This window comes from Cellvibrio sp. KY-GH-1 (genome assembly GCF_008806975.1).
In the GTDB taxonomy this organism is placed as follows: domain Bacteria; phylum Pseudomonadota; class Gammaproteobacteria; order Pseudomonadales; family Cellvibrionaceae; genus Cellvibrio.
The window spans coordinates 862375-885152 of the sequence record NZ_CP031728.1 but is presented as its reverse complement, the minus strand read 5'-3'; the positions used below and the strand labels follow the sequence as shown (position 1 = coordinate 885152).

32 protein-coding genes are annotated in these 22778 nt (G+C 43.2%); 8 read left to right on the top strand and 24 right to left on the bottom strand.

Features of this window, described 5'->3' with window-relative positions:
* The first annotated feature begins 32 nt into the window (after positions 1 to 32).
* Positions 33 to 395, top strand: coding sequence for a hypothetical protein (locus tag D0C16_RS03670; RefSeq protein WP_151031054.1), 363 nt, complete (start codon positions 33 to 35; stop codon positions 393 to 395).
* 144 nt (positions 396 to 539) lie between these two features.
* Here the strand turns inward: D0C16_RS03670 and D0C16_RS03665 are convergent, their stop codons facing one another.
* From D0C16_RS03665 to D0C16_RS03655, 3 genes are all read right to left on the bottom strand, one after another.
* On the bottom strand, positions 540 to 1046 hold the full coding sequence (locus tag D0C16_RS03665; protein ID WP_151031052.1) for a hypothetical protein: 507 nt from the start codon (positions 1044 to 1046) through the stop codon (positions 540 to 542).
* Between the two features lie 90 nt (positions 1047 to 1136).
* Complete coding sequence (locus D0C16_RS03660; protein ID WP_151031051.1) at positions 1137 to 1385, bottom strand: hypothetical protein; 249 nt, start codon at positions 1383 to 1385, stop codon at positions 1137 to 1139.
* Positions 1386 to 1395: 10 nt separating this feature from the next.
* The gene (locus D0C16_RS03655; RefSeq protein WP_151031050.1) at positions 1396 to 2490 is read right to left on the bottom strand and encodes a phage/plasmid replication protein, II/X family; all 1095 of its coding nucleotides are present in this window, start codon (positions 2488 to 2490) and stop codon (positions 1396 to 1398) included.
* Positions 2491 to 2586: 96 nt separating this feature from the next.
* Here D0C16_RS03655 and D0C16_RS03650 point away from each other — a divergent pair, with 96 nt between their 5' ends.
* Positions 2587 to 2928, top strand: a complete 342-nt coding sequence (locus tag D0C16_RS03650; RefSeq protein WP_151031049.1) for a helix-turn-helix domain-containing protein — start codon at positions 2587 to 2589, stop codon at positions 2926 to 2928.
* Between the two features lie 265 nt (positions 2929 to 3193).
* On the opposite strand, the gene D0C16_RS03645 is transcribed toward D0C16_RS03650, so the two are convergent.
* The 4 genes from D0C16_RS03645 to D0C16_RS03630 all read right to left on the bottom strand — a co-directional run bounded on the left by D0C16_RS03645 (position 3194) and on the right by D0C16_RS03630 (position 5778).
* Positions 3194 to 3451, bottom strand: coding sequence for a hypothetical protein (locus D0C16_RS03645; protein WP_151031053.1), 258 nt, complete (start codon positions 3449 to 3451; stop codon positions 3194 to 3196).
* A gap of 376 nt (positions 3452 to 3827) precedes the next feature.
* Complete coding sequence (locus D0C16_RS03640; protein WP_151031052.1) at positions 3828 to 4334, bottom strand: hypothetical protein; 507 nt, start codon at positions 4332 to 4334, stop codon at positions 3828 to 3830.
* Between the two features lie 90 nt (positions 4335 to 4424).
* Positions 4425 to 4673, bottom strand: coding sequence for a hypothetical protein (locus tag D0C16_RS03635; RefSeq protein ID WP_151031051.1), 249 nt, complete (start codon positions 4671 to 4673; stop codon positions 4425 to 4427).
* Positions 4674 to 4683: 10 nt separating this feature from the next.
* Positions 4684 to 5778, bottom strand: a complete 1095-nt coding sequence (locus D0C16_RS03630) for a phage/plasmid replication protein, II/X family (protein ID WP_151031050.1) — start codon at positions 5776 to 5778, stop codon at positions 4684 to 4686.
* A gap of 96 nt (positions 5779 to 5874) precedes the next feature.
* Between D0C16_RS03630 and D0C16_RS03625 the strand changes: the two genes are divergently transcribed.
* Positions 5875 to 6216: a helix-turn-helix domain-containing protein gene (locus tag D0C16_RS03625; RefSeq protein ID WP_151031049.1), complete on the top strand. Its 342-nt coding sequence runs from the start codon at positions 5875 to 5877 to the stop codon at positions 6214 to 6216.
* A 265-nt stretch (positions 6217 to 6481) separates the two neighbouring features.
* Here the strand turns inward: D0C16_RS03625 and D0C16_RS03620 are convergent, their stop codons facing one another.
* The 4 genes from D0C16_RS03620 to D0C16_RS03605 form a co-directional block, all read right to left on the bottom strand.
* Positions 6482 to 6739 carry a hypothetical protein gene (locus tag D0C16_RS03620; protein ID WP_151031053.1) on the bottom strand — a complete coding sequence of 86 codons (258 nt, stop codon included), beginning with the start codon at positions 6737 to 6739 and terminating at the stop codon, positions 6482 to 6484.
* Between the two features lie 376 nt (positions 6740 to 7115).
* Positions 7116 to 7622 (bottom strand): hypothetical protein, encoded by a 507-nt coding sequence (locus D0C16_RS03615; RefSeq protein ID WP_151031052.1) that lies wholly within the window; start codon positions 7620 to 7622, stop codon positions 7116 to 7118.
* A 90-nt stretch (positions 7623 to 7712) separates the two neighbouring features.
* Positions 7713 to 7961: a hypothetical protein gene (locus D0C16_RS03610; protein WP_151031051.1), complete on the bottom strand. Its 249-nt coding sequence runs from the start codon at positions 7959 to 7961 to the stop codon at positions 7713 to 7715.
* Between the two features lie 10 nt (positions 7962 to 7971).
* A complete protein-coding gene (locus D0C16_RS03605; RefSeq protein WP_151031050.1) occupies positions 7972 to 9066 on the bottom strand; it encodes a phage/plasmid replication protein, II/X family in 1095 nt (364 codons plus the stop codon).
* Positions 9067 to 9162: 96 nt separating this feature from the next.
* Between D0C16_RS03605 and D0C16_RS03600 the strand changes: the two genes are divergently transcribed.
* On the top strand, positions 9163 to 9504 hold the full coding sequence (locus D0C16_RS03600; protein ID WP_151031049.1) for a helix-turn-helix domain-containing protein: 342 nt from the start codon (positions 9163 to 9165) through the stop codon (positions 9502 to 9504).
* A gap of 265 nt (positions 9505 to 9769) precedes the next feature.
* On the opposite strand, the gene D0C16_RS03595 is transcribed toward D0C16_RS03600, so the two are convergent.
* From D0C16_RS03595 to D0C16_RS03565, 7 genes are all read right to left on the bottom strand, one after another.
* Complete coding sequence (locus D0C16_RS03595; protein WP_151031048.1) at positions 9770 to 10027, bottom strand: hypothetical protein; 258 nt, start codon at positions 10025 to 10027, stop codon at positions 9770 to 9772.
* A 372-nt stretch (positions 10028 to 10399) separates the two neighbouring features.
* Positions 10400 to 11557 carry a zonular occludens toxin domain-containing protein gene (locus D0C16_RS03590; protein ID WP_191968636.1) on the bottom strand — a complete coding sequence of 386 codons (1158 nt, stop codon included), beginning with the start codon at positions 11555 to 11557 and terminating at the stop codon, positions 10400 to 10402.
* A 1-nt stretch (position 11558) separates the two neighbouring features.
* Positions 11559 to 11891, bottom strand: coding sequence for a DUF5455 family protein (locus D0C16_RS03585; protein WP_151031046.1), 333 nt, complete (start codon positions 11889 to 11891; stop codon positions 11559 to 11561).
* An 11-nt stretch (positions 11892 to 11902) separates the two neighbouring features.
* Complete coding sequence (locus tag D0C16_RS23965) at positions 11903 to 13186, bottom strand: hypothetical protein (protein ID WP_191968635.1); 1284 nt, start codon at positions 13184 to 13186, stop codon at positions 11903 to 11905.
* A gap of 122 nt (positions 13187 to 13308) precedes the next feature.
* On the bottom strand, positions 13309 to 13551 hold the full coding sequence (locus tag D0C16_RS03575; RefSeq protein ID WP_151031045.1) for a hypothetical protein: 243 nt from the start codon (positions 13549 to 13551) through the stop codon (positions 13309 to 13311).
* 310 nt (positions 13552 to 13861) lie between these two features.
* A complete protein-coding gene (locus D0C16_RS03570; RefSeq protein WP_151031044.1) occupies positions 13862 to 14155 on the bottom strand; it encodes a single-stranded DNA-binding protein in 294 nt (97 codons plus the stop codon).
* Between the two features lie 171 nt (positions 14156 to 14326).
* Complete coding sequence (locus tag D0C16_RS03565; RefSeq protein WP_151031043.1) at positions 14327 to 15508, bottom strand: phage/plasmid replication protein; 1182 nt, start codon at positions 15506 to 15508, stop codon at positions 14327 to 14329.
* Between the two features lie 23 nt (positions 15509 to 15531).
* Between D0C16_RS03565 and D0C16_RS03560 the strand changes: the two genes are divergently transcribed.
* Both D0C16_RS03560 and D0C16_RS03555 read left to right on the top strand, forming a co-directional pair.
* Positions 15532 to 15906, top strand: coding sequence for a hypothetical protein (locus tag D0C16_RS03560; RefSeq protein WP_151031042.1), 375 nt, complete (start codon positions 15532 to 15534; stop codon positions 15904 to 15906).
* Entirely contained in the window at positions 15903 to 16166 is a 264-nt protein-coding gene (locus D0C16_RS03555; protein WP_151031041.1) for a DUF1737 domain-containing protein, read from the top strand. The genes D0C16_RS03560 and D0C16_RS03555 overlap by 4 nt, the downstream gene beginning before the upstream one ends.
* A 602-nt stretch (positions 16167 to 16768) precedes the next feature.
* Here D0C16_RS03555 and D0C16_RS03550 read toward each other — a convergent pair.
* From D0C16_RS03550 to D0C16_RS03525, 6 genes are all read right to left on the bottom strand, one after another.
* Positions 16769 to 17926, bottom strand: coding sequence for a zonular occludens toxin domain-containing protein (locus tag D0C16_RS03550; protein WP_191968636.1), 1158 nt, complete (start codon positions 17924 to 17926; stop codon positions 16769 to 16771).
* 1 nt (position 17927) lies between these two features.
* The gene (locus D0C16_RS03545; protein ID WP_151031046.1) at positions 17928 to 18260 is read right to left on the bottom strand and encodes a DUF5455 family protein; all 333 of its coding nucleotides are present in this window, start codon (positions 18258 to 18260) and stop codon (positions 17928 to 17930) included.
* A gap of 11 nt (positions 18261 to 18271) precedes the next feature.
* On the bottom strand, positions 18272 to 19555 hold the full coding sequence (locus D0C16_RS23960) for a hypothetical protein (protein WP_191968635.1): 1284 nt from the start codon (positions 19553 to 19555) through the stop codon (positions 18272 to 18274).
* Between the two features lie 122 nt (positions 19556 to 19677).
* A complete protein-coding gene (locus D0C16_RS03535; RefSeq protein ID WP_151031045.1) occupies positions 19678 to 19920 on the bottom strand; it encodes a hypothetical protein in 243 nt (80 codons plus the stop codon).
* A gap of 310 nt (positions 19921 to 20230) precedes the next feature.
* Positions 20231 to 20524 (bottom strand): single-stranded DNA-binding protein, encoded by a 294-nt coding sequence (locus tag D0C16_RS03530; RefSeq protein WP_151031044.1) that lies wholly within the window; start codon positions 20522 to 20524, stop codon positions 20231 to 20233.
* A gap of 171 nt (positions 20525 to 20695) precedes the next feature.
* Positions 20696 to 21877, bottom strand: a complete 1182-nt coding sequence (locus tag D0C16_RS03525; RefSeq protein ID WP_151031043.1) for a phage/plasmid replication protein — start codon at positions 21875 to 21877, stop codon at positions 20696 to 20698.
* Positions 21878 to 21900: 23 nt separating this feature from the next.
* Between D0C16_RS03525 and D0C16_RS03520 the strand changes: the two genes are divergently transcribed.
* Both D0C16_RS03520 and D0C16_RS03515 read left to right on the top strand, forming a co-directional pair.
* Positions 21901 to 22275, top strand: a complete 375-nt coding sequence (locus D0C16_RS03520; RefSeq protein WP_151031042.1) for a hypothetical protein — start codon at positions 21901 to 21903, stop codon at positions 22273 to 22275.
* A complete protein-coding gene (locus D0C16_RS03515; protein ID WP_151031041.1) occupies positions 22272 to 22535 on the top strand; it encodes a DUF1737 domain-containing protein in 264 nt (87 codons plus the stop codon). The genes D0C16_RS03520 and D0C16_RS03515 overlap by 4 nt, the downstream gene beginning before the upstream one ends.
* The last annotated feature ends 243 nt before the right edge of the window (positions 22536 to 22778 follow it).

Below are 22778 nucleotides of genomic sequence, written 5' to 3'. Positions count from 1 at the left end.
AACTTATCACTCAACTATACAAAGGAACCGCCATGGAACACAGATGCAGCGCGCGCTATAACGCCGACATTAAAATCCTCATCTATCGCTATGAAATACCGGTCGCCATAGGCCGCATTAAAAATGGCACGCGACATGGTCTTTTTATCGAGTCGGATTTGTCGGATGTGAAGCCGTTGCAACAATTAGGGATAGAGATTGTGGTGACTCGCAGCGCACAGAAATTGCAGCGTTATCGCTTTGATTCAATTGTTATCCACGCTACAGACCATGGCTTTGGTGTGGAATTGGATACCTTAAGTGAGGAAGCTGGCAACCAATTAACTGAAATGTTGCGCGCTTCGCCAGAAACTCCCCAAGAAAGTGAATTGTTTGATATGGTGGCTAACGCCTGATGATATCTCAGGTGCCACAAGCACGAGAACCTATATTTAGACCTGATCCGAGGCTGATGAATGGAATATGCAATTTAACATAATCTACATTATGCGAAATTGCATATCCGTTTTGGCGGTCTATCTAAGGCCGCCAACCATTCGTCAAACAACCGATAATGACGGCTTAGATGAATAAGGTTTTTCATCAAGGCTTGGCAACGGCTCAAGTAAAACATCAGGTTTACAGTTGATATCTATTCCATAAGCCAGCAAAATTTTTCGATGCTTAGCTAAAGTGGATTTAGCCAGAAAAAATCTTGAATCACCAAAAAACCATCGAAGCGCAGTATTAAAAATATAACGTGGTTCATTACTCTCAATGCGCCTCAATATTGATCGAGGATGATCATCAGGAAATACAGGCATAGGCACTTCAACATGAGTCTGGAAAGGACAAACGTGAAGGCGGTAGCGATCAGCATGCTGCCAAGATGCGTAAAACTCTCTTGCCTTTTCCGGATCATCAAACTCAATTGCGCTTTTATGGGAACATAGCCGCTTATTTTTAGAAAGATATACACCTTCATCTAAATGAAAATAAGGCCATGAATCGTACGTTGATGGATCATAAACGCCGACATAAAAACGCGATTTCAAAGCAAAAGGCATATCCAAAACTCCAATAAAAAAGCCATTACCTACAAGGTTTAACCTTGACGATAACGGCGAATATTACAGGAGAAAAAAATAAAAGCGAAATCAGCCGGCAGCAGAAAGCGAAGAAGAAAAAGACAAATCCTGAATAGGGTAAAAACTTTGATAATCATCAGAAACTGGATGAAGAAGTATATCTGGCGGTGCATCCTCATGAATCACAACAGCAGTAACCCTGGCTTCACCGATAACATGCAAAGATGAATGCAAAGGGTTCCGATGTTGAAAAAAATAAGTATTGGACATCATGGCAAGCGCACAAACATCAAGAGAGGTTTTATTAACAGTAGTCATATATGAAGCCTCAAGCTAAGTTAATTTGGTCCCAACTAGAGACCGGTTGATCGAGAAAAATTTGGCGACGACGAAGCGGAACCACATTAGATGGTTGTAAATCCGCATCCGCCAAACCAATTGATCTCAAATGCTTTAAATGGTCATACCAAGTCGCCTTTCTGTAATCTTGTTTAGTAATATGAAGACCACGTGAACGAATGTCGGTATAACAACGATAAGCGGCTCGCGCCCTACCTTCAGTTGGAATTTGCCCTTCATCGGAACCAACGTTATTAAGCAACCGCTCTAGAATATTGCACATATCAACCACCTCAATAGTGGATATAAATTTAGAAAAATAATCTGAATGATGAAAAAGTAAAAAATCAGGCGTGAAGTCATACCAATTCTTACCGGTGCTTTCGCGTATCCGGCGAATCAAACCCCTACACATGGAATACTCTAATCTCAACAAACGATCCGCTTTTGCTAACTCTTCATCACTAACACGAGCATTGTTTTTAGTAACTAACTCGCGAAGCTGCGGGCCTTTTAAATAAGCCTTTCCTTTATGCAAGGTAGATCCCCTACCCCAAATAACAGATGTGTCAAAAGTGCTAGTTTTTTGTCTTCCGCACTTCAACGGTTTTAAATAATCAACGGCTTGCTGTGCTTGAGCTAATGAGCCCATATCAAAATTTTGAGTAACATCGATACGAGAACATGACCACATTTTTAAATCGGAAGGAATAATCATAGAGTGATGCTTTGCAACAAAAAGAATCATTTGTTTTGCACACTCTTGAATATCTAAAGAACCAAAAACATTGTGCGCGGAAACTACGCGCGCTGGGCTTCCCTGAATTTGCAATCGTGAACCAAAATTTACAGTTACATTGTGATCATCAGAACGGATATGCTCACGTACTGCCGACTCCCATTGAATCTCACCTGTTAAGCCATTAATACGTTGCACACGATCAGCATTCTTTAAAACGCGATGCATTGATTTACGATCAAGCAAGCTGGCATCAAGCCAAAGTGTTAACCAATCAATCATCCCTACTTGTTGCATGTAAACCACCAAAAACAAATTTGCATAGTCAGGCCAAAGTGGATTCATATGATTACTTTATGTGTGCATATATAGTTATAGTAGACATAAATGTCAACTTAAATGATAAAGTTGGTCATACATAACCACCAAAAGGCATAAAAAATGCGCTTAAGCGAAAATTTAAAACGCATACGTGCGGAAAGGGGAATAAGCCAAGATGACTTGGCAGAGCGCTCAGGGGTAAGCAAGGGGCAAATATCAAAACTGGAAATTGGGATACAGAAAAACCCTGTTTTAGAAACAGTGGTGGCACTATCAAGCGCCCTAGGTGTATCCATGGAAGAATTGGTTTTTGGAACAGAGGGGCCAAATGGGATGAAGTACATGCTAAATGCAATAGAAACACTGCCAGAAGGAAAGCAAGCCACCATCAAAGAACTAATAGCTGCATTCATAGCTCAATCAACAGCAGACCGGCTAAGAGCTGCCGAAAAGCAAAAATAATGGGTTTTTCCGATGCATCGGACTTTGTAACGGTGTCACTAGGCACCGTTCGGGCTGGCGCCCGCCTTTCGTGCTCGTACCTGCGCGCGTCAGCGGGCGCCAAAGCCCATGGATTCGTTTAAACGGTGCCAACGCAAACCGAGGGGATAAATCCCCTCGGCCGAGATAACGCCTTCCGGTGGTCGCTAGAAGCTCCCTTGAAAGGCTAACTCGGTTCGTGTGCGAATTTGCTGGAGAGAAAACCGGCGCGGAAAGACCTAGAAGGTTAATCAGTGAAAAGGTCGGCTTGGCCCGCACGCTCAACGAGCATCGCGGCAGCATCACGAGCAGAATCAATAATCTGACGATAAACCGCAATAGAATCACGCATTTGAGCCACTTTCTGGTGCAAGCGGGCATTTTCCTGCAACAAATCAAGATATTGAGTAGCGGCATAATGGCACGCCTTGCTAGCTACAGCCATGTTGGTGCTTTGTTTAAGCGCATCGATCAAATCTTCATCTGCATCAAACTTAACAAGCATAGATAATCCCAATTTTGGTACCAATAAGTAAGCCAGGTTTGGCGCACCTGGTCGAATAATGGTACCAATTTGGTTTTAGAAAATAAACGGATTTTGGTACCAAAATCAATCCAGGAATTGCATCACCTGGCCGAATATTGGTACCAAATCAGAGAGATAGTTAAATGGGCATAAACGGTGCTAGGATTAAAACAAATACTAAACCAGACCAAGATCGAAAACGGGGACAGGCAATCTCGCATAATGCAGGTTATGTATAAATTCTCGCGGTGAGTGCTTCGCAATTTTCACCGCTTCGAATTGAACATAACCTCGCTCGCCTTATGCGAAATTGCATATCCGTTTTGGCGGTCTATCTAAGGCCGCCAACCATTCGTCAAACAACCGATAATGACGGCTTAGATGAATAAGGTTTTTCATCAAGGCTTGGCAACGGCTCAAGTAAAACATCAGGTTTACAGTTGATATCTATTCCATAAGCCAGCAAAATTTTTCGATGCTTAGCTAAAGTGGATTTAGCCAGAAAAAATCTTGAATCACCAAAAAACCATCGAAGCGCAGTATTAAAAATATAACGTGGTTCATTACTCTCAATGCGCCTCAATATTGATCGAGGATGATCATCAGGAAATACAGGCATAGGCACTTCAACATGAGTCTGGAAAGGACAAACGTGAAGGCGGTAGCGATCAGCATGCTGCCAAGATGCGTAAAACTCTCTTGCCTTTTCCGGATCATCAAACTCAATTGCGCTTTTATGGGAACATAGCCGCTTATTTTTAGAAAGATATACACCTTCATCTAAATGAAAATAAGGCCATGAATCGTACGTTGATGGATCATAAACGCCGACATAAAAACGCGATTTCAAAGCAAAAGGCATATCCAAAACTCCAATAAAAAAGCCATTACCTACAAGGTTTAACCTTGACGATAACGGCGAATATTACAGGAGAAAAAAATAAAAGCGAAATCAGCCGGCAGCAGAAAGCGAAGAAGAAAAAGACAAATCCTGAATAGGGTAAAAACTTTGATAATCATCAGAAACTGGATGAAGAAGTATATCTGGCGGTGCATCCTCATGAATCACAACAGCAGTAACCCTGGCTTCACCGATAACATGCAAAGATGAATGCAAAGGGTTCCGATGTTGAAAAAAATAAGTATTGGACATCATGGCAAGCGCACAAACATCAAGAGAGGTTTTATTAACAGTAGTCATATATGAAGCCTCAAGCTAAGTTAATTTGGTCCCAACTAGAGACCGGTTGATCGAGAAAAATTTGGCGACGACGAAGCGGAACCACATTAGATGGTTGTAAATCCGCATCCGCCAAACCAATTGATCTCAAATGCTTTAAATGGTCATACCAAGTCGCCTTTCTGTAATCTTGTTTAGTAATATGAAGACCACGTGAACGAATGTCGGTATAACAACGATAAGCGGCTCGCGCCCTACCTTCAGTTGGAATTTGCCCTTCATCGGAACCAACGTTATTAAGCAACCGCTCTAGAATATTGCACATATCAACCACCTCAATAGTGGATATAAATTTAGAAAAATAATCTGAATGATGAAAAAGTAAAAAATCAGGCGTGAAGTCATACCAATTCTTACCGGTGCTTTCGCGTATCCGGCGAATCAAACCCCTACACATGGAATACTCTAATCTCAACAAACGATCCGCTTTTGCTAACTCTTCATCACTAACACGAGCATTGTTTTTAGTAACTAACTCGCGAAGCTGCGGGCCTTTTAAATAAGCCTTTCCTTTATGCAAGGTAGATCCCCTACCCCAAATAACAGATGTGTCAAAAGTGCTAGTTTTTTGTCTTCCGCACTTCAACGGTTTTAAATAATCAACGGCTTGCTGTGCTTGAGCTAATGAGCCCATATCAAAATTTTGAGTAACATCGATACGAGAACATGACCACATTTTTAAATCGGAAGGAATAATCATAGAGTGATGCTTTGCAACAAAAAGAATCATTTGTTTTGCACACTCTTGAATATCTAAAGAACCAAAAACATTGTGCGCGGAAACTACGCGCGCTGGGCTTCCCTGAATTTGCAATCGTGAACCAAAATTTACAGTTACATTGTGATCATCAGAACGGATATGCTCACGTACTGCCGACTCCCATTGAATCTCACCTGTTAAGCCATTAATACGTTGCACACGATCAGCATTCTTTAAAACGCGATGCATTGATTTACGATCAAGCAAGCTGGCATCAAGCCAAAGTGTTAACCAATCAATCATCCCTACTTGTTGCATGTAAACCACCAAAAACAAATTTGCATAGTCAGGCCAAAGTGGATTCATATGATTACTTTATGTGTGCATATATAGTTATAGTAGACATAAATGTCAACTTAAATGATAAAGTTGGTCATACATAACCACCAAAAGGCATAAAAAATGCGCTTAAGCGAAAATTTAAAACGCATACGTGCGGAAAGGGGAATAAGCCAAGATGACTTGGCAGAGCGCTCAGGGGTAAGCAAGGGGCAAATATCAAAACTGGAAATTGGGATACAGAAAAACCCTGTTTTAGAAACAGTGGTGGCACTATCAAGCGCCCTAGGTGTATCCATGGAAGAATTGGTTTTTGGAACAGAGGGGCCAAATGGGATGAAGTACATGCTAAATGCAATAGAAACACTGCCAGAAGGAAAGCAAGCCACCATCAAAGAACTAATAGCTGCATTCATAGCTCAATCAACAGCAGACCGGCTAAGAGCTGCCGAAAAGCAAAAATAATGGGTTTTTCCGATGCATCGGACTTTGTAACGGTGTCACTAGGCACCGTTCGGGCTGGCGCCCGCCTTTCGTGCTCGTACCTGCGCGCGTCAGCGGGCGCCAAAGCCCATGGATTCGTTTAAACGGTGCCAACGCAAACCGAGGGGATAAATCCCCTCGGCCGAGATAACGCCTTCCGGTGGTCGCTAGAAGCTCCCTTGAAAGGCTAACTCGGTTCGTGTGCGAATTTGCTGGAGAGAAAACCGGCGCGGAAAGACCTAGAAGGTTAATCAGTGAAAAGGTCGGCTTGGCCCGCACGCTCAACGAGCATCGCGGCAGCATCACGAGCAGAATCAATAATCTGACGATAAACCGCAATAGAATCACGCATTTGAGCCACTTTCTGGTGCAAGCGGGCATTTTCCTGCAACAAATCAAGATATTGAGTAGCGGCATAATGGCACGCCTTGCTAGCTACAGCCATGTTGGTGCTTTGTTTAAGCGCATCGATCAAATCTTCATCTGCATCAAACTTAACAAGCATAGATAATCCCAATTTTGGTACCAATAAGTAAGCCAGGTTTGGCGCACCTGGTCGAATAATGGTACCAATTTGGTTTTAGAAAATAAACGGATTTTGGTACCAAAATCAATCCAGGAATTGCATCACCTGGCCGAATATTGGTACCAAATCAGAGAGATAGTTAAATGGGCATAAACGGTGCTAGGATTAAAACAAATACTAAACCAGACCAAGATCGAAAACGGGGACAGGCAATCTCGCATAATGCAGGTTATGTATAAATTCTCGCGGTGAGTGCTTCGCAATTTTCACCGCTTCGAATTGAACATAACCTCGCTCGCCTTATGCGAAATTGCATATCCGTTTTGGCGGTCTATCTAAGGCCGCCAACCATTCGTCAAACAACCGATAATGACGGCTTAGATGAATAAGGTTTTTCATCAAGGCTTGGCAACGGCTCAAGTAAAACATCAGGTTTACAGTTGATATCTATTCCATAAGCCAGCAAAATTTTTCGATGCTTAGCTAAAGTGGATTTAGCCAGAAAAAATCTTGAATCACCAAAAAACCATCGAAGCGCAGTATTAAAAATATAACGTGGTTCATTACTCTCAATGCGCCTCAATATTGATCGAGGATGATCATCAGGAAATACAGGCATAGGCACTTCAACATGAGTCTGGAAAGGACAAACGTGAAGGCGGTAGCGATCAGCATGCTGCCAAGATGCGTAAAACTCTCTTGCCTTTTCCGGATCATCAAACTCAATTGCGCTTTTATGGGAACATAGCCGCTTATTTTTAGAAAGATATACACCTTCATCTAAATGAAAATAAGGCCATGAATCGTACGTTGATGGATCATAAACGCCGACATAAAAACGCGATTTCAAAGCAAAAGGCATATCCAAAACTCCAATAAAAAAGCCATTACCTACAAGGTTTAACCTTGACGATAACGGCGAATATTACAGGAGAAAAAAATAAAAGCGAAATCAGCCGGCAGCAGAAAGCGAAGAAGAAAAAGACAAATCCTGAATAGGGTAAAAACTTTGATAATCATCAGAAACTGGATGAAGAAGTATATCTGGCGGTGCATCCTCATGAATCACAACAGCAGTAACCCTGGCTTCACCGATAACATGCAAAGATGAATGCAAAGGGTTCCGATGTTGAAAAAAATAAGTATTGGACATCATGGCAAGCGCACAAACATCAAGAGAGGTTTTATTAACAGTAGTCATATATGAAGCCTCAAGCTAAGTTAATTTGGTCCCAACTAGAGACCGGTTGATCGAGAAAAATTTGGCGACGACGAAGCGGAACCACATTAGATGGTTGTAAATCCGCATCCGCCAAACCAATTGATCTCAAATGCTTTAAATGGTCATACCAAGTCGCCTTTCTGTAATCTTGTTTAGTAATATGAAGACCACGTGAACGAATGTCGGTATAACAACGATAAGCGGCTCGCGCCCTACCTTCAGTTGGAATTTGCCCTTCATCGGAACCAACGTTATTAAGCAACCGCTCTAGAATATTGCACATATCAACCACCTCAATAGTGGATATAAATTTAGAAAAATAATCTGAATGATGAAAAAGTAAAAAATCAGGCGTGAAGTCATACCAATTCTTACCGGTGCTTTCGCGTATCCGGCGAATCAAACCCCTACACATGGAATACTCTAATCTCAACAAACGATCCGCTTTTGCTAACTCTTCATCACTAACACGAGCATTGTTTTTAGTAACTAACTCGCGAAGCTGCGGGCCTTTTAAATAAGCCTTTCCTTTATGCAAGGTAGATCCCCTACCCCAAATAACAGATGTGTCAAAAGTGCTAGTTTTTTGTCTTCCGCACTTCAACGGTTTTAAATAATCAACGGCTTGCTGTGCTTGAGCTAATGAGCCCATATCAAAATTTTGAGTAACATCGATACGAGAACATGACCACATTTTTAAATCGGAAGGAATAATCATAGAGTGATGCTTTGCAACAAAAAGAATCATTTGTTTTGCACACTCTTGAATATCTAAAGAACCAAAAACATTGTGCGCGGAAACTACGCGCGCTGGGCTTCCCTGAATTTGCAATCGTGAACCAAAATTTACAGTTACATTGTGATCATCAGAACGGATATGCTCACGTACTGCCGACTCCCATTGAATCTCACCTGTTAAGCCATTAATACGTTGCACACGATCAGCATTCTTTAAAACGCGATGCATTGATTTACGATCAAGCAAGCTGGCATCAAGCCAAAGTGTTAACCAATCAATCATCCCTACTTGTTGCATGTAAACCACCAAAAACAAATTTGCATAGTCAGGCCAAAGTGGATTCATATGATTACTTTATGTGTGCATATATAGTTATAGTAGACATAAATGTCAACTTAAATGATAAAGTTGGTCATACATAACCACCAAAAGGCATAAAAAATGCGCTTAAGCGAAAATTTAAAACGCATACGTGCGGAAAGGGGAATAAGCCAAGATGACTTGGCAGAGCGCTCAGGGGTAAGCAAGGGGCAAATATCAAAACTGGAAATTGGGATACAGAAAAACCCTGTTTTAGAAACAGTGGTGGCACTATCAAGCGCCCTAGGTGTATCCATGGAAGAATTGGTTTTTGGAACAGAGGGGCCAAATGGGATGAAGTACATGCTAAATGCAATAGAAACACTGCCAGAAGGAAAGCAAGCCACCATCAAAGAACTAATAGCTGCATTCATAGCTCAATCAACAGCAGACCGGCTAAGAGCTGCCGAAAAGCAAAAATAATGGGTTTTTCCGATGCATCGGACTTTGTAACGGTGTCACTAGGCACCGTTCGGGCTGGCGCCCGCCTTTCGTGCTCGTACCTGCGCGCGTCAGCGGGCGCCAAAGCCCATGGATTCGTTTAAACGGTGCCAACGCAAACCGAGGGGATAAATCCCCTCGGCCGAGATAACGCCTTCCGGTGGTCGCTAGAAGCTCCCTTGAAAGGCTAACTCGGTTCGTGTGCGAATTTGCTGGAGAGAAAACCGGCGCGGAAAGACCTAGAAGGTTAATCAGTGAAAAGGTCGGCTTGGCCCGCACGCTCAACGAGCATCGCGGCAGCATCACGAGCAGAATCAATAATCTGACGATAAACCGCAATAGAATCACGCATTTGAGCAACTTTCTGGTGCAAGCGAGCATTTTCCTGTAGCAAATCAAGATAGTGAGTAGCGGCATAGTGACACGCCTTGCTAGCTACAGCCATGTTGGTGCTTTGTTTAATCGCATCGATCAAATCTTCGTCTGCATCAAACTTAACAAGCATAGATAACCCCAGTTTTGGTACCAATAAGTAAACCAGGTTTGGCACACCTGGTCGAATAATGGTACCAATTTGGTTTTAAAAAATAAACGGATTTTGGTACCAAAATCAACCCAGGAATTGCATCACCTGGTGGAATATTGGTACCAAATCAAAGCGATAGTTAAATGGGCATAAACGGTGCTAGGATTAAAACAAATACTAAACCTGACCAAGATCGAAAACGGGGATACGCAATCTCGCATAACACAAGTTATGTATAAATTCTCGCCGTGAGCTACGCGATTATCACGGCTTCGAATTCCGCTTCGCGGCCTTCGGTAACATAACTTGAGCCGCCCATTATGCGAAATTGACGATTATCCTAGGGTCAGGTCAATTATCCCCGCCAACAGCACCAGAAACCGTTACAGAGCGATCGGCGACCATGGGCGCGCTAGGTTTCGGCAACGCATAAATCAATTCAGACTCAAACGTAAGCTTAACCACGCCACGCGAAAGCTTTACAACGTCAAAACCCAAACTCACCAGTTCAGCCTCAGTGATACCGATATAACTACCGCCGGGCAAATCGACCTGAAATAACAGCTGTCCGGACAAGTCGCCAACAACATAAATTTTGGAGCCATCAAACGGGTTTTTAGCCGGTGCCGGTGACGCTGGCAAAACTGGTGCCTGTGAGGACAAATTCACCTGGTTAACGGGTTGCGGCAAAACAGTCGGTTGGGAATGCAACAGCATGGCAAACGCACCCAGCAAAAGACCAGTTGCCAAGGAAACCGGACTAGCAAAACGTTTCCAGTAAATTCTCGTAATCCTCATGATATTGCTCCAATTCATCTCAACAGCATGGCGGCCGTAAAGGTGCCATGGGGTTAATAAACTATGGGTTGCGTGCGGGTAATTCTGGATAAAGCTTTGGCGAGTGTCATAGCAGCGAAAAAGATTGTTACCGCGATAAACCCAGACATCACTAACAAGACCATCGGCATAAGTAACTTTCGCTCGATGTATACGAGGCATGGTTAAATTAATTCCGGTGAGCGTTTTAACAAGGGGCGCAATAAACGGAACACGAATTTTATCCAGTCGCTTACAGGTAACCAGCAATTCACCGATTGCATCGCGGGCCTGTGAATCAAGCATCGAAATGTCCTGAATGATAATGTAAACATGCCAGCCCAATTTGCGCGCATGTAAAAACCAGTCGTTCACATCCTTACGGGTTTTATCCTGCCAATTGCGCGAATTAAACCAAGTACCGCATTCATCCAAAACCAAAATTCCAAATTTGTTTTCATCATAGTCCCTGCCCTCATATCCTTTGCCGATCGCATTTAAATCATCAATGTTTGGCTTGTCAGGTATGCGCATCAAATTGATATTTTTTGCATGTCGACCAAACATATTTTTTAAATTGATATCAAGATTGGTAGCAACGCGGCACCCTGCCCTAATGGCATCACCAATGCGACCCACAGTGACCAAGGTTTTACCATTACCAAGTTTGCCAGTGACAATATAAACAGACACGTTAGAGCCTCCATTGCAAAACTTTGACATTCCATTCATAGGCCCAACGGGCAATGCGCGCAGTGATCTGGATAGAAACGATAGTAATAAAATTATCAGGTACAACCATGGACGCGGCGGCAGAAAAGAACGGCGGCAGTGTGGCAGATATTGAATTAACCAAGGTCAAAATCAACGCATAAAAAGCAACCACAAAAGCAGCAAGAACAGTAAGGCATGAAGCAATAATTAAAATGCGCTTAGTAAGAATCTCAAAAACAACACCAACAGAGCGCGTAAAAATATCTGCTAGAAACGTGGCTAAAAAAGTAATAGCAATAACTATGTAATGCATAAATAACCCCACTATCGATCAACAGGTCTGATAGCTAACTGCCAAATATTCCAGACAGTGAGCACCGCCAAAAACCAACCAAATGCAGATTTGAAAAGCTCGAAATATTCGCAATCAAGCTCATAGGTTGAACCCATAATTTTTAACGGTGGCGGATTGCAAGAGCGTGAAACAGGCAAAAAAGCAACCAACGCAGATCGCAAAATAGAAGGCTGATCTTTAAAAGAAAGGCCGTCGCGCTGGAAGTTAGTCAAATCATCATCAACGGCCTTTTTAAATTTCTCCATTTCCTTATCTGTAGACTCAGAAAATTTATCGGCTAACTCTGAAATCTTGCCTTGAGATTCGGAAAGCTTACCGGAGCAATCCAAATAATTAGACATGGAAGGATTGCACTCAGAAGAGTTAGAGCCGGAAGAATTATTAACACCAGATTGCGTAATACAGGCTAAATAATCCTTAGACGTAGGATCACATTCACCTTTTGCAGATGTATTAGAGCCAGTCGAGCCACTACACCACCACTGGCCCGAAGCATCTTTATATTTATTTGGGCAATTGGAGTCAGCGGATACAGGAATCCAATTGCCGTATTGGGCATAAGGAGTCCACGAAGAATTTGAGCCAGAAGGTGACGAACTATTTTGCGCACCACTACCGGAGCCACCACCGCCGCCACCACCACCGCCACCACCACCGTCAGAATCACCACCAGTTGAAGACGGCGGCGACGATGCAGAAGCTGATGAAGGCGGAGAAGAATTAGCAGCAGACGCAGGAGGCGAGCTATTTGATTCAGAGCTTGCAGTGTCAGGAACACAATCACCATTAAAATCACCGGGAACAACACAAGATTGCGATGACGCAGCAGCGCTACTACTGCCATCACCGGAACCGGGGCAAACCATCTGGCCGGTTGAAGGATCATAAACTTTTGGTTGGCCGGATTCACACTCATCACCATCACCGGGATCACCGCCGGGAATGACACATTTGGAAACCCAATTGCCCTGTTCAAGAATGGTAGTCAACTCATAAGGGGGGGAGCAAGAACACGAGTTCCAACACTTATAAACTGAGCCGGTAGGGTTAACAGTTCCAGCACCGCAAGCGCGGTCATAGACAAATAAATTATGATTATTTACGCAAACAGAGGCACCGTTAGAAATTTTGGTAGGATTGCCGCCGCGCGTTCCGCAATCGTTAGCGCCGCCAGCATCACCAACACAACTCATTTGTTGCGCAAATGAAAAAGAAGAAAAAAACAAAAGAGAAAATAAAATCAAATACCGCATAAATTAGCCCATTAAAAAACCCGCAAATTCAGCGGGTGTGAAAGTGCGGGTTTTAGGGATTGCACAACAAAAAATAACAACTTCATAACCCCACAGGCTGCGCCTGTGCGGTTATTGCGTTGTTACACTTTGTTGGTGAAACGTTTAACAAGTTTGAAAATCAAACCAGCAACCAACGCGGCGGCAAATAATGGGCCGACCATTGCGGCAGAATCGGCAATAGCACCTGATATTTTTTCGCCAATACCGCTTGCCCACTCTGGCAACTCAGCATGAGCACCAGCAGCAGAAACCAACAAGGCGACAGCAACAGCAGCTTTAACACTTGCACCGCGTGAACGTAAAACACCAAAAATTGAGTTCATTAGATTTTCTCCATAAATTGCTTGATTACAGTAAAAACAAATGCAGTACCCCAACCGAGGCACCAACAGCCAAACAACCCGCCAATAAATAATGCAACATCTGATGCAGTCATTAGCGGGTACTCCCTGCTTGCCAGCCCTTCATTGCGGCAAAGCAATGAGAGGCAACAAACAAAAGATCAAAAATTTGTTGTAACAAATCGGCGTCCATATCAATTACCTTTGTGACGCTTTGAGACGTAATTTGCTGCTATAACACCGATGACAATAAGCACCGGGTAAATTGCAAAATAAATTACGTCTTGCATGATTAACCTGCTTTAACCGAAGGCTGTTGACGTTGCTCAGCAGGACGAGGAACCAACAACGGGCGAACTGAAATACCACCAAAGCGATCAGCAGAAAATGATTGCGGATGCAAATCGTAATTGCCGGGCTGATACGGTGGCTGGCCATTCTCCAAATTGATTTTTATCTGCACCGGATACGGCTGGCCGATATGCATATAAGCGGCCTGCTCGTTGATGGTGTAAGGCTTACCCTTTTGTGATGTACCGGAACGGGTTTGCACTTGCGTTGAAGCGATTTCGATAACTACTGACATAACAAAGCCTCTTTCTTACGTTGACGATATAAACGCTGTTTGTCAGCGTTTGACTGGTGGAGACGTGGACGACCAACAGGACGTTGGCCGGTAAAAATATCTGCTGTGCTTTTGTCGCGTTTGTCTTTCACTGCCCTACCCTCAAATAATTTCGTAACGCGCGTTACGAAATTAAGCAGCCAATTGCAAATGATTGGGACGGCGATACCAGTTAGGTATCAGCAACTGACCCACGTTAATTTGCGTAGCCGATTTAACGGTTACCAAACTGAACTTGGTTAAATCGCAAGGCAACGCGATATCAATACCGATCTGGCGCAAACGTGCGCGGTGGGTTTGAACCTGAGTCTTTGTAAGATCAAACTTGTGACCATGCATCCACTGAATGGCGTACAACGTAGTTGTATTAGCGGATCTAGTATTTTCACAAATACCATTTGAAATTAATTTTTCAGTGATAGATTCCAATGACATATGCTCCACCTGCAATTTATTGTGGATGTTTAAAAAATCGTCGTGAACGGATTGCAAAAATTTATGACCTTTAACAGCATTGAATAAGCCATAAAAACGTAAATGATTGCGACGAATAAAAGCGCTTTTTAATTTCTGTTCGAAGCGTGCGACACCGTGCTGATGACAGTACTCAATAACGTTTAACAGGTACTGATACTCGGGAGATTGGTCGCCAAATTTGCGCTTGATTTTTGGGAGTGTGTGTAACTCAAGTTCGTAAGCTTTGTTGTACACGGATGGATAAATTAACGTTCCGCCAGTGCCTTTCTTGGTTAACCAATCGCAGGTTTTACCGTTAGCGTGTAAGCGCGGAATTGAATTTTTATAAGGCAGTGTTGATATCGCTCTGATGAACGTATCGACAGCAACATCGTGGTTTTTAAATAAATCGGATTGCGGGCCGGTAATATCATGAACAACTGTACCGGTTGTTAAATTGCTGGTGATGTGAATCTCTTCGAATACAGCACCATCAGTGAAGGTATTAATACGACCACCCTCCCCCACCGAATGCCAAACCTTTGTGCATGGAGTAAATGGCGGTAAGCCGTATTGAATTAAAATTTTGTTGTAAACAGCGATGCATTGATCAAGTGACGTTAAACCAAAAAGATTTTCAATGCGGTTAATGCGTGAGGGGTTGCCAGAGACAGTAACGCGGTTGCCAGAAATACGGATGTTTATCGACGTGGAATAGCTGCCTTCATGCTGCAACGTATCCTGTTTAATGCCTAAATCCTCACCGGATGCAGTATCAACAGCGATGAAATGGCGGTCAGCCAGTATCGGAAGCTGAAAATCATGATCCTGATGCACTGTTAACCAGTCAAAAAACACCGCTAATCCTCATGCCTTGAAAAATGGCAGTAAATAGCCAATTGACCAGTAAATTATCAATTTACCGTGCAAGAGGTCAAGCAGTGATTTACCATTTTGGCATGAAAACACTAGTCCCTTATATTGAAAGCGTAAAAAGTCTTTTGAATTTAAAGACTTACCCAGAAACTATGGAATATCTGGGAATGCAAAAACAAGCTTGGACTAACATACAAAAAGGATCAGGTGTAGCAGAAAAAAATGCCATCCGGATAGCTCAGATACTAAACATCGATCCTATTGAAATACTTGCCGTGAGCATGGCATTAAAAGCGAAAAACAAGGAATCAAGGGACTTATGGCTAAAACTAGCAAAAAACCTTGAAAATCAAAGAATTAAAGAAAAAAACGACAAATGAAAAAAGTGGAATACAAGGTAATAGTTAGCGACAAAGGCTTTGAAGACTTTGAGCAAAAAGTAGCAGAGAAACTAAGCCAAGGGTGGAAGCCTGTTGGAGGGGTAGCATTCAATCACAGCTATCCCCATCAAGCCCTTGTAAGGGTTGTAGAAGCTACTTCAGAGTTACAAAAAGCCCCCGAAAAAACAATTGAAAATAACAGCACCCCAAGGCCTTTAACGGCAAATGAAGCAATGAAAAGGATTGATGATTTAACATAGTTACACCGGGAAACCGGGGCAAAGTACGGGTGTAACTGACACCCGTACCCCTTCGCGGCCTGATGAAATCCTAATCCTGGGAGAGAGGGTCGAATTCTCCTTATAAATCAAAAGCTTACGAAAACCATTTTCTTTTTTTGGTTTGTAAGTCATTGATTCCATTGAAAAACAAATCCGGAGAGAACCAGATAACGATTTCCCGACGTCGGGAAATGTGCAGACGCATACCCAATGCCCTAAAGGGCAAGGGCCGACATAACGCCTATGGGCGGTCGCTGGAAGCTCCCTTCACAGGCTAAGTCGGTTTGTGTGCAAATATGCTCAGGAAGGCCCCAACAGAGTGCAAAATTGTTTTAGGGTAATCAGGAGTGGTGGCGTCAGAGTTAGGGTAGTTAAAACGGCATGATCGCTGCTAGTATTAAGTAACACTAAAATGACCCGATCAAAAAAAGGCTGAAAAATTTCGCATAACAGGGCCTATGTATAAATTCTAGCCGTGGTTGCCTTCGGCAATTATCACGGCGTCGAATTCGGGCCTAGCGGCCCTGTAACATAAGCCCAACCGCCCATTATGCGAAATTGACGATTATCCTAGGGTCAGGTCAATTATCCCCGCCAACAGCACCAGAAACCGTTACAGAGCGATCGGCGACCATGGGCGCGCTAGGTTTCGGCAACGCATAAATCAATTCAGACTCAAACGTAAGCTTAACCACGCCACGCGAAAGCTTTACAACGTCAAAACCCAAACTCACCAGTTCAGCCTCAGTGATACCGATATAACTACCGCCGGGCAAATCGACCTGAAATAACAGCTGTCCGGACAAGTCGCCAACAACATAAATTTTGGAGCCATCAAACGGGTTTTTAGCCGGTGCCGGTGACGCTGGCAAAACTGGTGCCTGTGAGGACAAATTCACCTGGTTAACGGGTTGCGGCAAAACAGTCGGTTGGGAATGCAACAGCATGGCAAACGCACCCAGCAAAAGACCAGTTGCCAAGGAAACCGGACTAGCAAAACGTTTCCAGTAAATTCTCGTAATCCTCATGATATTGCTCCAATTCATCTCAACAGCATGGCGGCCGTAAAGGTGCCATGGGGTTAATAAACTATGGGTTGCGTGCGGGTAATTCTGGATAAAGCTTTGGCGAGTGTCATAGCAGCGAAAAAGATTGTTACCGCGATAAACCCAGACATCACTAACAAGACCATCGGCATAAGTAACTTTCGCTCGATGTATACGAGGCATGGTTAAATTAATTCCGGTGAGCGTTTTAACAAGGGGCGCAATAAACGGAACACGAATTTTATCCAGTCGCTTACAGGTAACCAGCAATTCACCGATTGCATCGCGGGCCTGTGAATCAAGCATCGAAATGTCCTGAATGATAATGTAAACATGCCAGCCCAATTTGCGCGCATGTAAAAACCAGTCGTTCACATCCTTACGGGTTTTATCCTGCCAATTGCGCGAATTAAACCAAGTACCGCATTCATCCAAAACCAAAATTCCAAATTTGTTTTCATCATAGTCCCTGCCCTCATATCCTTTGCCGATCGCATTTAAATCATCAATGTTTGGCTTGTCAGGTATGCGCATCAAATTGATATTTTTTGCATGTCGACCAAACATATTTTTTAAATTGATATCAAGATTGGTAGCAACGCGGCACCCTGCCCTAATGGCATCACCAATGCGACCCACAGTGACCAAGGTTTTACCATTACCAAGTTTGCCAGTGACAATATAAACAGACACGTTAGAGCCTCCATTGCAAAACTTTGACATTCCATTCATAGGCCCAACGGGCAATGCGCGCAGTGATCTGGATAGAAACGATAGTAATAAAATTATCAGGTACAACCATGGACGCGGCGGCAGAAAAGAACGGCGGCAGTGTGGCAGATATTGAATTAACCAAGGTCAAAATCAACGCATAAAAAGCAACCACAAAAGCAGCAAGAACAGTAAGGCATGAAGCAATAATTAAAATGCGCTTAGTAAGAATCTCAAAAACAACACCAACAGAGCGCGTAAAAATATCTGCTAGAAACGTGGCTAAAAAAGTAATAGCAATAACTATGTAATGCATAAATAACCCCACTATCGATCAACAGGTCTGATAGCTAACTGCCAAATATTCCAGACAGTGAGCACCGCCAAAAACCAACCAAATGCAGATTTGAAAAGCTCGAAATATTCGCAATCAAGCTCATAGGTTGAACCCATAATTTTTAACGGTGGCGGATTGCAAGAGCGTGAAACAGGCAAAAAAGCAACCAACGCAGATCGCAAAATAGAAGGCTGATCTTTAAAAGAAAGGCCGTCGCGCTGGAAGTTAGTCAAATCATCATCAACGGCCTTTTTAAATTTCTCCATTTCCTTATCTGTAGACTCAGAAAATTTATCGGCTAACTCTGAAATCTTGCCTTGAGATTCGGAAAGCTTACCGGAGCAATCCAAATAATTAGACATGGAAGGATTGCACTCAGAAGAGTTAGAGCCGGAAGAATTATTAACACCAGATTGCGTAATACAGGCTAAATAATCCTTAGACGTAGGATCACATTCACCTTTTGCAGATGTATTAGAGCCAGTCGAGCCACTACACCACCACTGGCCCGAAGCATCTTTATATTTATTTGGGCAATTGGAGTCAGCGGATACAGGAATCCAATTGCCGTATTGGGCATAAGGAGTCCACGAAGAATTTGAGCCAGAAGGTGACGAACTATTTTGCGCACCACTACCGGAGCCACCACCGCCGCCACCACCACCGCCACCACCACCGTCAGAATCACCACCAGTTGAAGACGGCGGCGACGATGCAGAAGCTGATGAAGGCGGAGAAGAATTAGCAGCAGACGCAGGAGGCGAGCTATTTGATTCAGAGCTTGCAGTGTCAGGAACACAATCACCATTAAAATCACCGGGAACAACACAAGATTGCGATGACGCAGCAGCGCTACTACTGCCATCACCGGAACCGGGGCAAACCATCTGGCCGGTTGAAGGATCATAAACTTTTGGTTGGCCGGATTCACACTCATCACCATCACCGGGATCACCGCCGGGAATGACACATTTGGAAACCCAATTGCCCTGTTCAAGAATGGTAGTCAACTCATAAGGGGGGGAGCAAGAACACGAGTTCCAACACTTATAAACTGAGCCGGTAGGGTTAACAGTTCCAGCACCGCAAGCGCGGTCATAGACAAATAAATTATGATTATTTACGCAAACAGAGGCACCGTTAGAAATTTTGGTAGGATTGCCGCCGCGCGTTCCGCAATCGTTAGCGCCGCCAGCATCACCAACACAACTCATTTGTTGCGCAAATGAAAAAGAAGAAAAAAACAAAAGAGAAAATAAAATCAAATACCGCATAAATTAGCCCATTAAAAAACCCGCAAATTCAGCGGGTGTGAAAGTGCGGGTTTTAGGGATTGCACAACAAAAAATAACAACTTCATAACCCCACAGGCTGCGCCTGTGCGGTTATTGCGTTGTTACACTTTGTTGGTGAAACGTTTAACAAGTTTGAAAATCAAACCAGCAACCAACGCGGCGGCAAATAATGGGCCGACCATTGCGGCAGAATCGGCAATAGCACCTGATATTTTTTCGCCAATACCGCTTGCCCACTCTGGCAACTCAGCATGAGCACCAGCAGCAGAAACCAACAAGGCGACAGCAACAGCAGCTTTAACACTTGCACCGCGTGAACGTAAAACACCAAAAATTGAGTTCATTAGATTTTCTCCATAAATTGCTTGATTACAGTAAAAACAAATGCAGTACCCCAACCGAGGCACCAACAGCCAAACAACCCGCCAATAAATAATGCAACATCTGATGCAGTCATTAGCGGGTACTCCCTGCTTGCCAGCCCTTCATTGCGGCAAAGCAATGAGAGGCAACAAACAAAAGATCAAAAATTTGTTGTAACAAATCGGCGTCCATATCAATTACCTTTGTGACGCTTTGAGACGTAATTTGCTGCTATAACACCGATGACAATAAGCACCGGGTAAATTGCAAAATAAATTACGTCTTGCATGATTAACCTGCTTTAACCGAAGGCTGTTGACGTTGCTCAGCAGGACGAGGAACCAACAACGGGCGAACTGAAATACCACCAAAGCGATCAGCAGAAAATGATTGCGGATGCAAATCGTAATTGCCGGGCTGATACGGTGGCTGGCCATTCTCCAAATTGATTTTTATCTGCACCGGATACGGCTGGCCGATATGCATATAAGCGGCCTGCTCGTTGATGGTGTAAGGCTTACCCTTTTGTGATGTACCGGAACGGGTTTGCACTTGCGTTGAAGCGATTTCGATAACTACTGACATAACAAAGCCTCTTTCTTACGTTGACGATATAAACGCTGTTTGTCAGCGTTTGACTGGTGGAGACGTGGACGACCAACAGGACGTTGGCCGGTAAAAATATCTGCTGTGCTTTTGTCGCGTTTGTCTTTCACTGCCCTACCCTCAAATAATTTCGTAACGCGCGTTACGAAATTAAGCAGCCAATTGCAAATGATTGGGACGGCGATACCAGTTAGGTATCAGCAACTGACCCACGTTAATTTGCGTAGCCGATTTAACGGTTACCAAACTGAACTTGGTTAAATCGCAAGGCAACGCGATATCAATACCGATCTGGCGCAAACGTGCGCGGTGGGTTTGAACCTGAGTCTTTGTAAGATCAAACTTGTGACCATGCATCCACTGAATGGCGTACAACGTAGTTGTATTAGCGGATCTAGTATTTTCACAAATACCATTTGAAATTAATTTTTCAGTGATAGATTCCAATGACATATGCTCCACCTGCAATTTATTGTGGATGTTTAAAAAATCGTCGTGAACGGATTGCAAAAATTTATGACCTTTAACAGCATTGAATAAGCCATAAAAACGTAAATGATTGCGACGAATAAAAGCGCTTTTTAATTTCTGTTCGAAGCGTGCGACACCGTGCTGATGACAGTACTCAATAACGTTTAACAGGTACTGATACTCGGGAGATTGGTCGCCAAATTTGCGCTTGATTTTTGGGAGTGTGTGTAACTCAAGTTCGTAAGCTTTGTTGTACACGGATGGATAAATTAACGTTCCGCCAGTGCCTTTCTTGGTTAACCAATCGCAGGTTTTACCGTTAGCGTGTAAGCGCGGAATTGAATTTTTATAAGGCAGTGTTGATATCGCTCTGATGAACGTATCGACAGCAACATCGTGGTTTTTAAATAAATCGGATTGCGGGCCGGTAATATCATGAACAACTGTACCGGTTGTTAAATTGCTGGTGATGTGAATCTCTTCGAATACAGCACCATCAGTGAAGGTATTAATACGACCACCCTCCCCCACCGAATGCCAAACCTTTGTGCATGGAGTAAATGGCGGTAAGCCGTATTGAATTAAAATTTTGTTGTAAACAGCGATGCATTGATCAAGTGACGTTAAACCAAAAAGATTTTCAATGCGGTTAATGCGTGAGGGGTTGCCAGAGACAGTAACGCGGTTGCCAGAAATACGGATGTTTATCGACGTGGAATAGCTGCCTTCATGCTGCAACGTATCCTGTTTAATGCCTAAATCCTCACCGGATGCAGTATCAACAGCGATGAAATGGCGGTCAGCCAGTATCGGAAGCTGAAAATCATGATCCTGATGCACTGTTAACCAGTCAAAAAACACCGCTAATCCTCATGCCTTGAAAAATGGCAGTAAATAGCCAATTGACCAGTAAATTATCAATTTACCGTGCAAGAGGTCAAGCAGTGATTTACCATTTTGGCATGAAAACACTAGTCCCTTATATTGAAAGCGTAAAAAGTCTTTTGAATTTAAAGACTTACCCAGAAACTATGGAATATCTGGGAATGCAAAAACAAGCTTGGACTAACATACAAAAAGGATCAGGTGTAGCAGAAAAAAATGCCATCCGGATAGCTCAGATACTAAACATCGATCCTATTGAAATACTTGCCGTGAGCATGGCATTAAAAGCGAAAAACAAGGAATCAAGGGACTTATGGCTAAAACTAGCAAAAAACCTTGAAAATCAAAGAATTAAAGAAAAAAACGACAAATGAAAAAAGTGGAATACAAGGTAATAGTTAGCGACAAAGGCTTTGAAGACTTTGAGCAAAAAGTAGCAGAGAAACTAAGCCAAGGGTGGAAGCCTGTTGGAGGGGTAGCATTCAATCACAGCTATCCCCATCAAGCCCTTGTAAGGGTTGTAGAAGCTACTTCAGAGTTACAAAAAGCCCCCGAAAAAACAATTGAAAATAACAGCACCCCAAGGCCTTTAACGGCAAATGAAGCAATGAAAAGGATTGATGATTTAACATAGTTACACCGGGAAACCGGGGCAAAGTACGGGTGTAACTGACACCCGTACCCCTTCGCGGCCTGATGAAATCCTAATCCTGGGAGAGAGGGTCGAATTCTCCTTATAAATCAAAAGCTTACGAAAACCATTTTCTTTTTTTGGTTTGTAAGTCATTGATTCCATTGAAAAACAAATCCGGAGAGAACCAGATAACGATTTCCCGACGTCGGGAAATGTGCAGACGCATACCCAATGCCCTAAAGG

Excerpts from the sequence above, each read along its gene's own strand:
- D0C16_RS03670 (WP_151031054.1), top strand. The coding sequence starts at position 33 with ATGGAACACAGATGCAGCGCGCGCTATAACGCCGACATTAAAATCCTC.
- D0C16_RS03665 (WP_151031052.1), bottom strand. The coding sequence starts at position 1,046 with ATGCCTTTTGCTTTGAAATCGCGTTTTTATGTCGGCGTTTATGATCCA.
- D0C16_RS03660 (WP_151031051.1), bottom strand. The coding sequence starts at position 1,385 with ATGACTACTGTTAATAAAACCTCTCTTGATGTTTGTGCGCTTGCCATG.
- D0C16_RS03655 (WP_151031050.1), bottom strand. The coding sequence starts at position 2,490 with ATGAATCCACTTTGGCCTGACTATGCAAATTTGTTTTTGGTGGTTTAC.
- D0C16_RS03650 (WP_151031049.1), top strand. The coding sequence starts at position 2,587 with ATGCGCTTAAGCGAAAATTTAAAACGCATACGTGCGGAAAGGGGAATA.
- D0C16_RS03645 (WP_151031053.1), bottom strand. The coding sequence starts at position 3,451 with ATGCTTGTTAAGTTTGATGCAGATGAAGATTTGATCGATGCGCTTAAA.
- D0C16_RS03640 (WP_151031052.1), bottom strand. The coding sequence starts at position 4,334 with ATGCCTTTTGCTTTGAAATCGCGTTTTTATGTCGGCGTTTATGATCCA.
- D0C16_RS03635 (WP_151031051.1), bottom strand. The coding sequence starts at position 4,673 with ATGACTACTGTTAATAAAACCTCTCTTGATGTTTGTGCGCTTGCCATG.
- D0C16_RS03630 (WP_151031050.1), bottom strand. The coding sequence starts at position 5,778 with ATGAATCCACTTTGGCCTGACTATGCAAATTTGTTTTTGGTGGTTTAC.
- D0C16_RS03625 (WP_151031049.1), top strand. The coding sequence starts at position 5,875 with ATGCGCTTAAGCGAAAATTTAAAACGCATACGTGCGGAAAGGGGAATA.
- D0C16_RS03620 (WP_151031053.1), bottom strand. The coding sequence starts at position 6,739 with ATGCTTGTTAAGTTTGATGCAGATGAAGATTTGATCGATGCGCTTAAA.
- D0C16_RS03615 (WP_151031052.1), bottom strand. The coding sequence starts at position 7,622 with ATGCCTTTTGCTTTGAAATCGCGTTTTTATGTCGGCGTTTATGATCCA.
- D0C16_RS03610 (WP_151031051.1), bottom strand. The coding sequence starts at position 7,961 with ATGACTACTGTTAATAAAACCTCTCTTGATGTTTGTGCGCTTGCCATG.
- D0C16_RS03605 (WP_151031050.1), bottom strand. The coding sequence starts at position 9,066 with ATGAATCCACTTTGGCCTGACTATGCAAATTTGTTTTTGGTGGTTTAC.
- D0C16_RS03600 (WP_151031049.1), top strand. The coding sequence starts at position 9,163 with ATGCGCTTAAGCGAAAATTTAAAACGCATACGTGCGGAAAGGGGAATA.
- D0C16_RS03595 (WP_151031048.1), bottom strand. The coding sequence starts at position 10,027 with ATGCTTGTTAAGTTTGATGCAGACGAAGATTTGATCGATGCGATTAAA.
- D0C16_RS03585 (WP_151031046.1), bottom strand. The coding sequence starts at position 11,891 with ATGCATTACATAGTTATTGCTATTACTTTTTTAGCCACGTTTCTAGCA.
- D0C16_RS23965 (WP_191968635.1), bottom strand. The coding sequence starts at position 13,186 with ATGCGGTATTTGATTTTATTTTCTCTTTTGTTTTTTTCTTCTTTTTCA.
- D0C16_RS03575 (WP_151031045.1), bottom strand. The coding sequence starts at position 13,551 with ATGAACTCAATTTTTGGTGTTTTACGTTCACGCGGTGCAAGTGTTAAA.
- D0C16_RS03570 (WP_151031044.1), bottom strand. The coding sequence starts at position 14,155 with ATGTCAGTAGTTATCGAAATCGCTTCAACGCAAGTGCAAACCCGTTCC.
- D0C16_RS03560 (WP_151031042.1), top strand. The coding sequence starts at position 15,532 with ATGGCAGTAAATAGCCAATTGACCAGTAAATTATCAATTTACCGTGCA.
- D0C16_RS03555 (WP_151031041.1), top strand. The coding sequence starts at position 15,903 with ATGAAAAAAGTGGAATACAAGGTAATAGTTAGCGACAAAGGCTTTGAA.
- D0C16_RS03545 (WP_151031046.1), bottom strand. The coding sequence starts at position 18,260 with ATGCATTACATAGTTATTGCTATTACTTTTTTAGCCACGTTTCTAGCA.
- D0C16_RS23960 (WP_191968635.1), bottom strand. The coding sequence starts at position 19,555 with ATGCGGTATTTGATTTTATTTTCTCTTTTGTTTTTTTCTTCTTTTTCA.
- D0C16_RS03535 (WP_151031045.1), bottom strand. The coding sequence starts at position 19,920 with ATGAACTCAATTTTTGGTGTTTTACGTTCACGCGGTGCAAGTGTTAAA.
- D0C16_RS03530 (WP_151031044.1), bottom strand. The coding sequence starts at position 20,524 with ATGTCAGTAGTTATCGAAATCGCTTCAACGCAAGTGCAAACCCGTTCC.
- D0C16_RS03520 (WP_151031042.1), top strand. The coding sequence starts at position 21,901 with ATGGCAGTAAATAGCCAATTGACCAGTAAATTATCAATTTACCGTGCA.
- D0C16_RS03515 (WP_151031041.1), top strand. The coding sequence starts at position 22,272 with ATGAAAAAAGTGGAATACAAGGTAATAGTTAGCGACAAAGGCTTTGAA.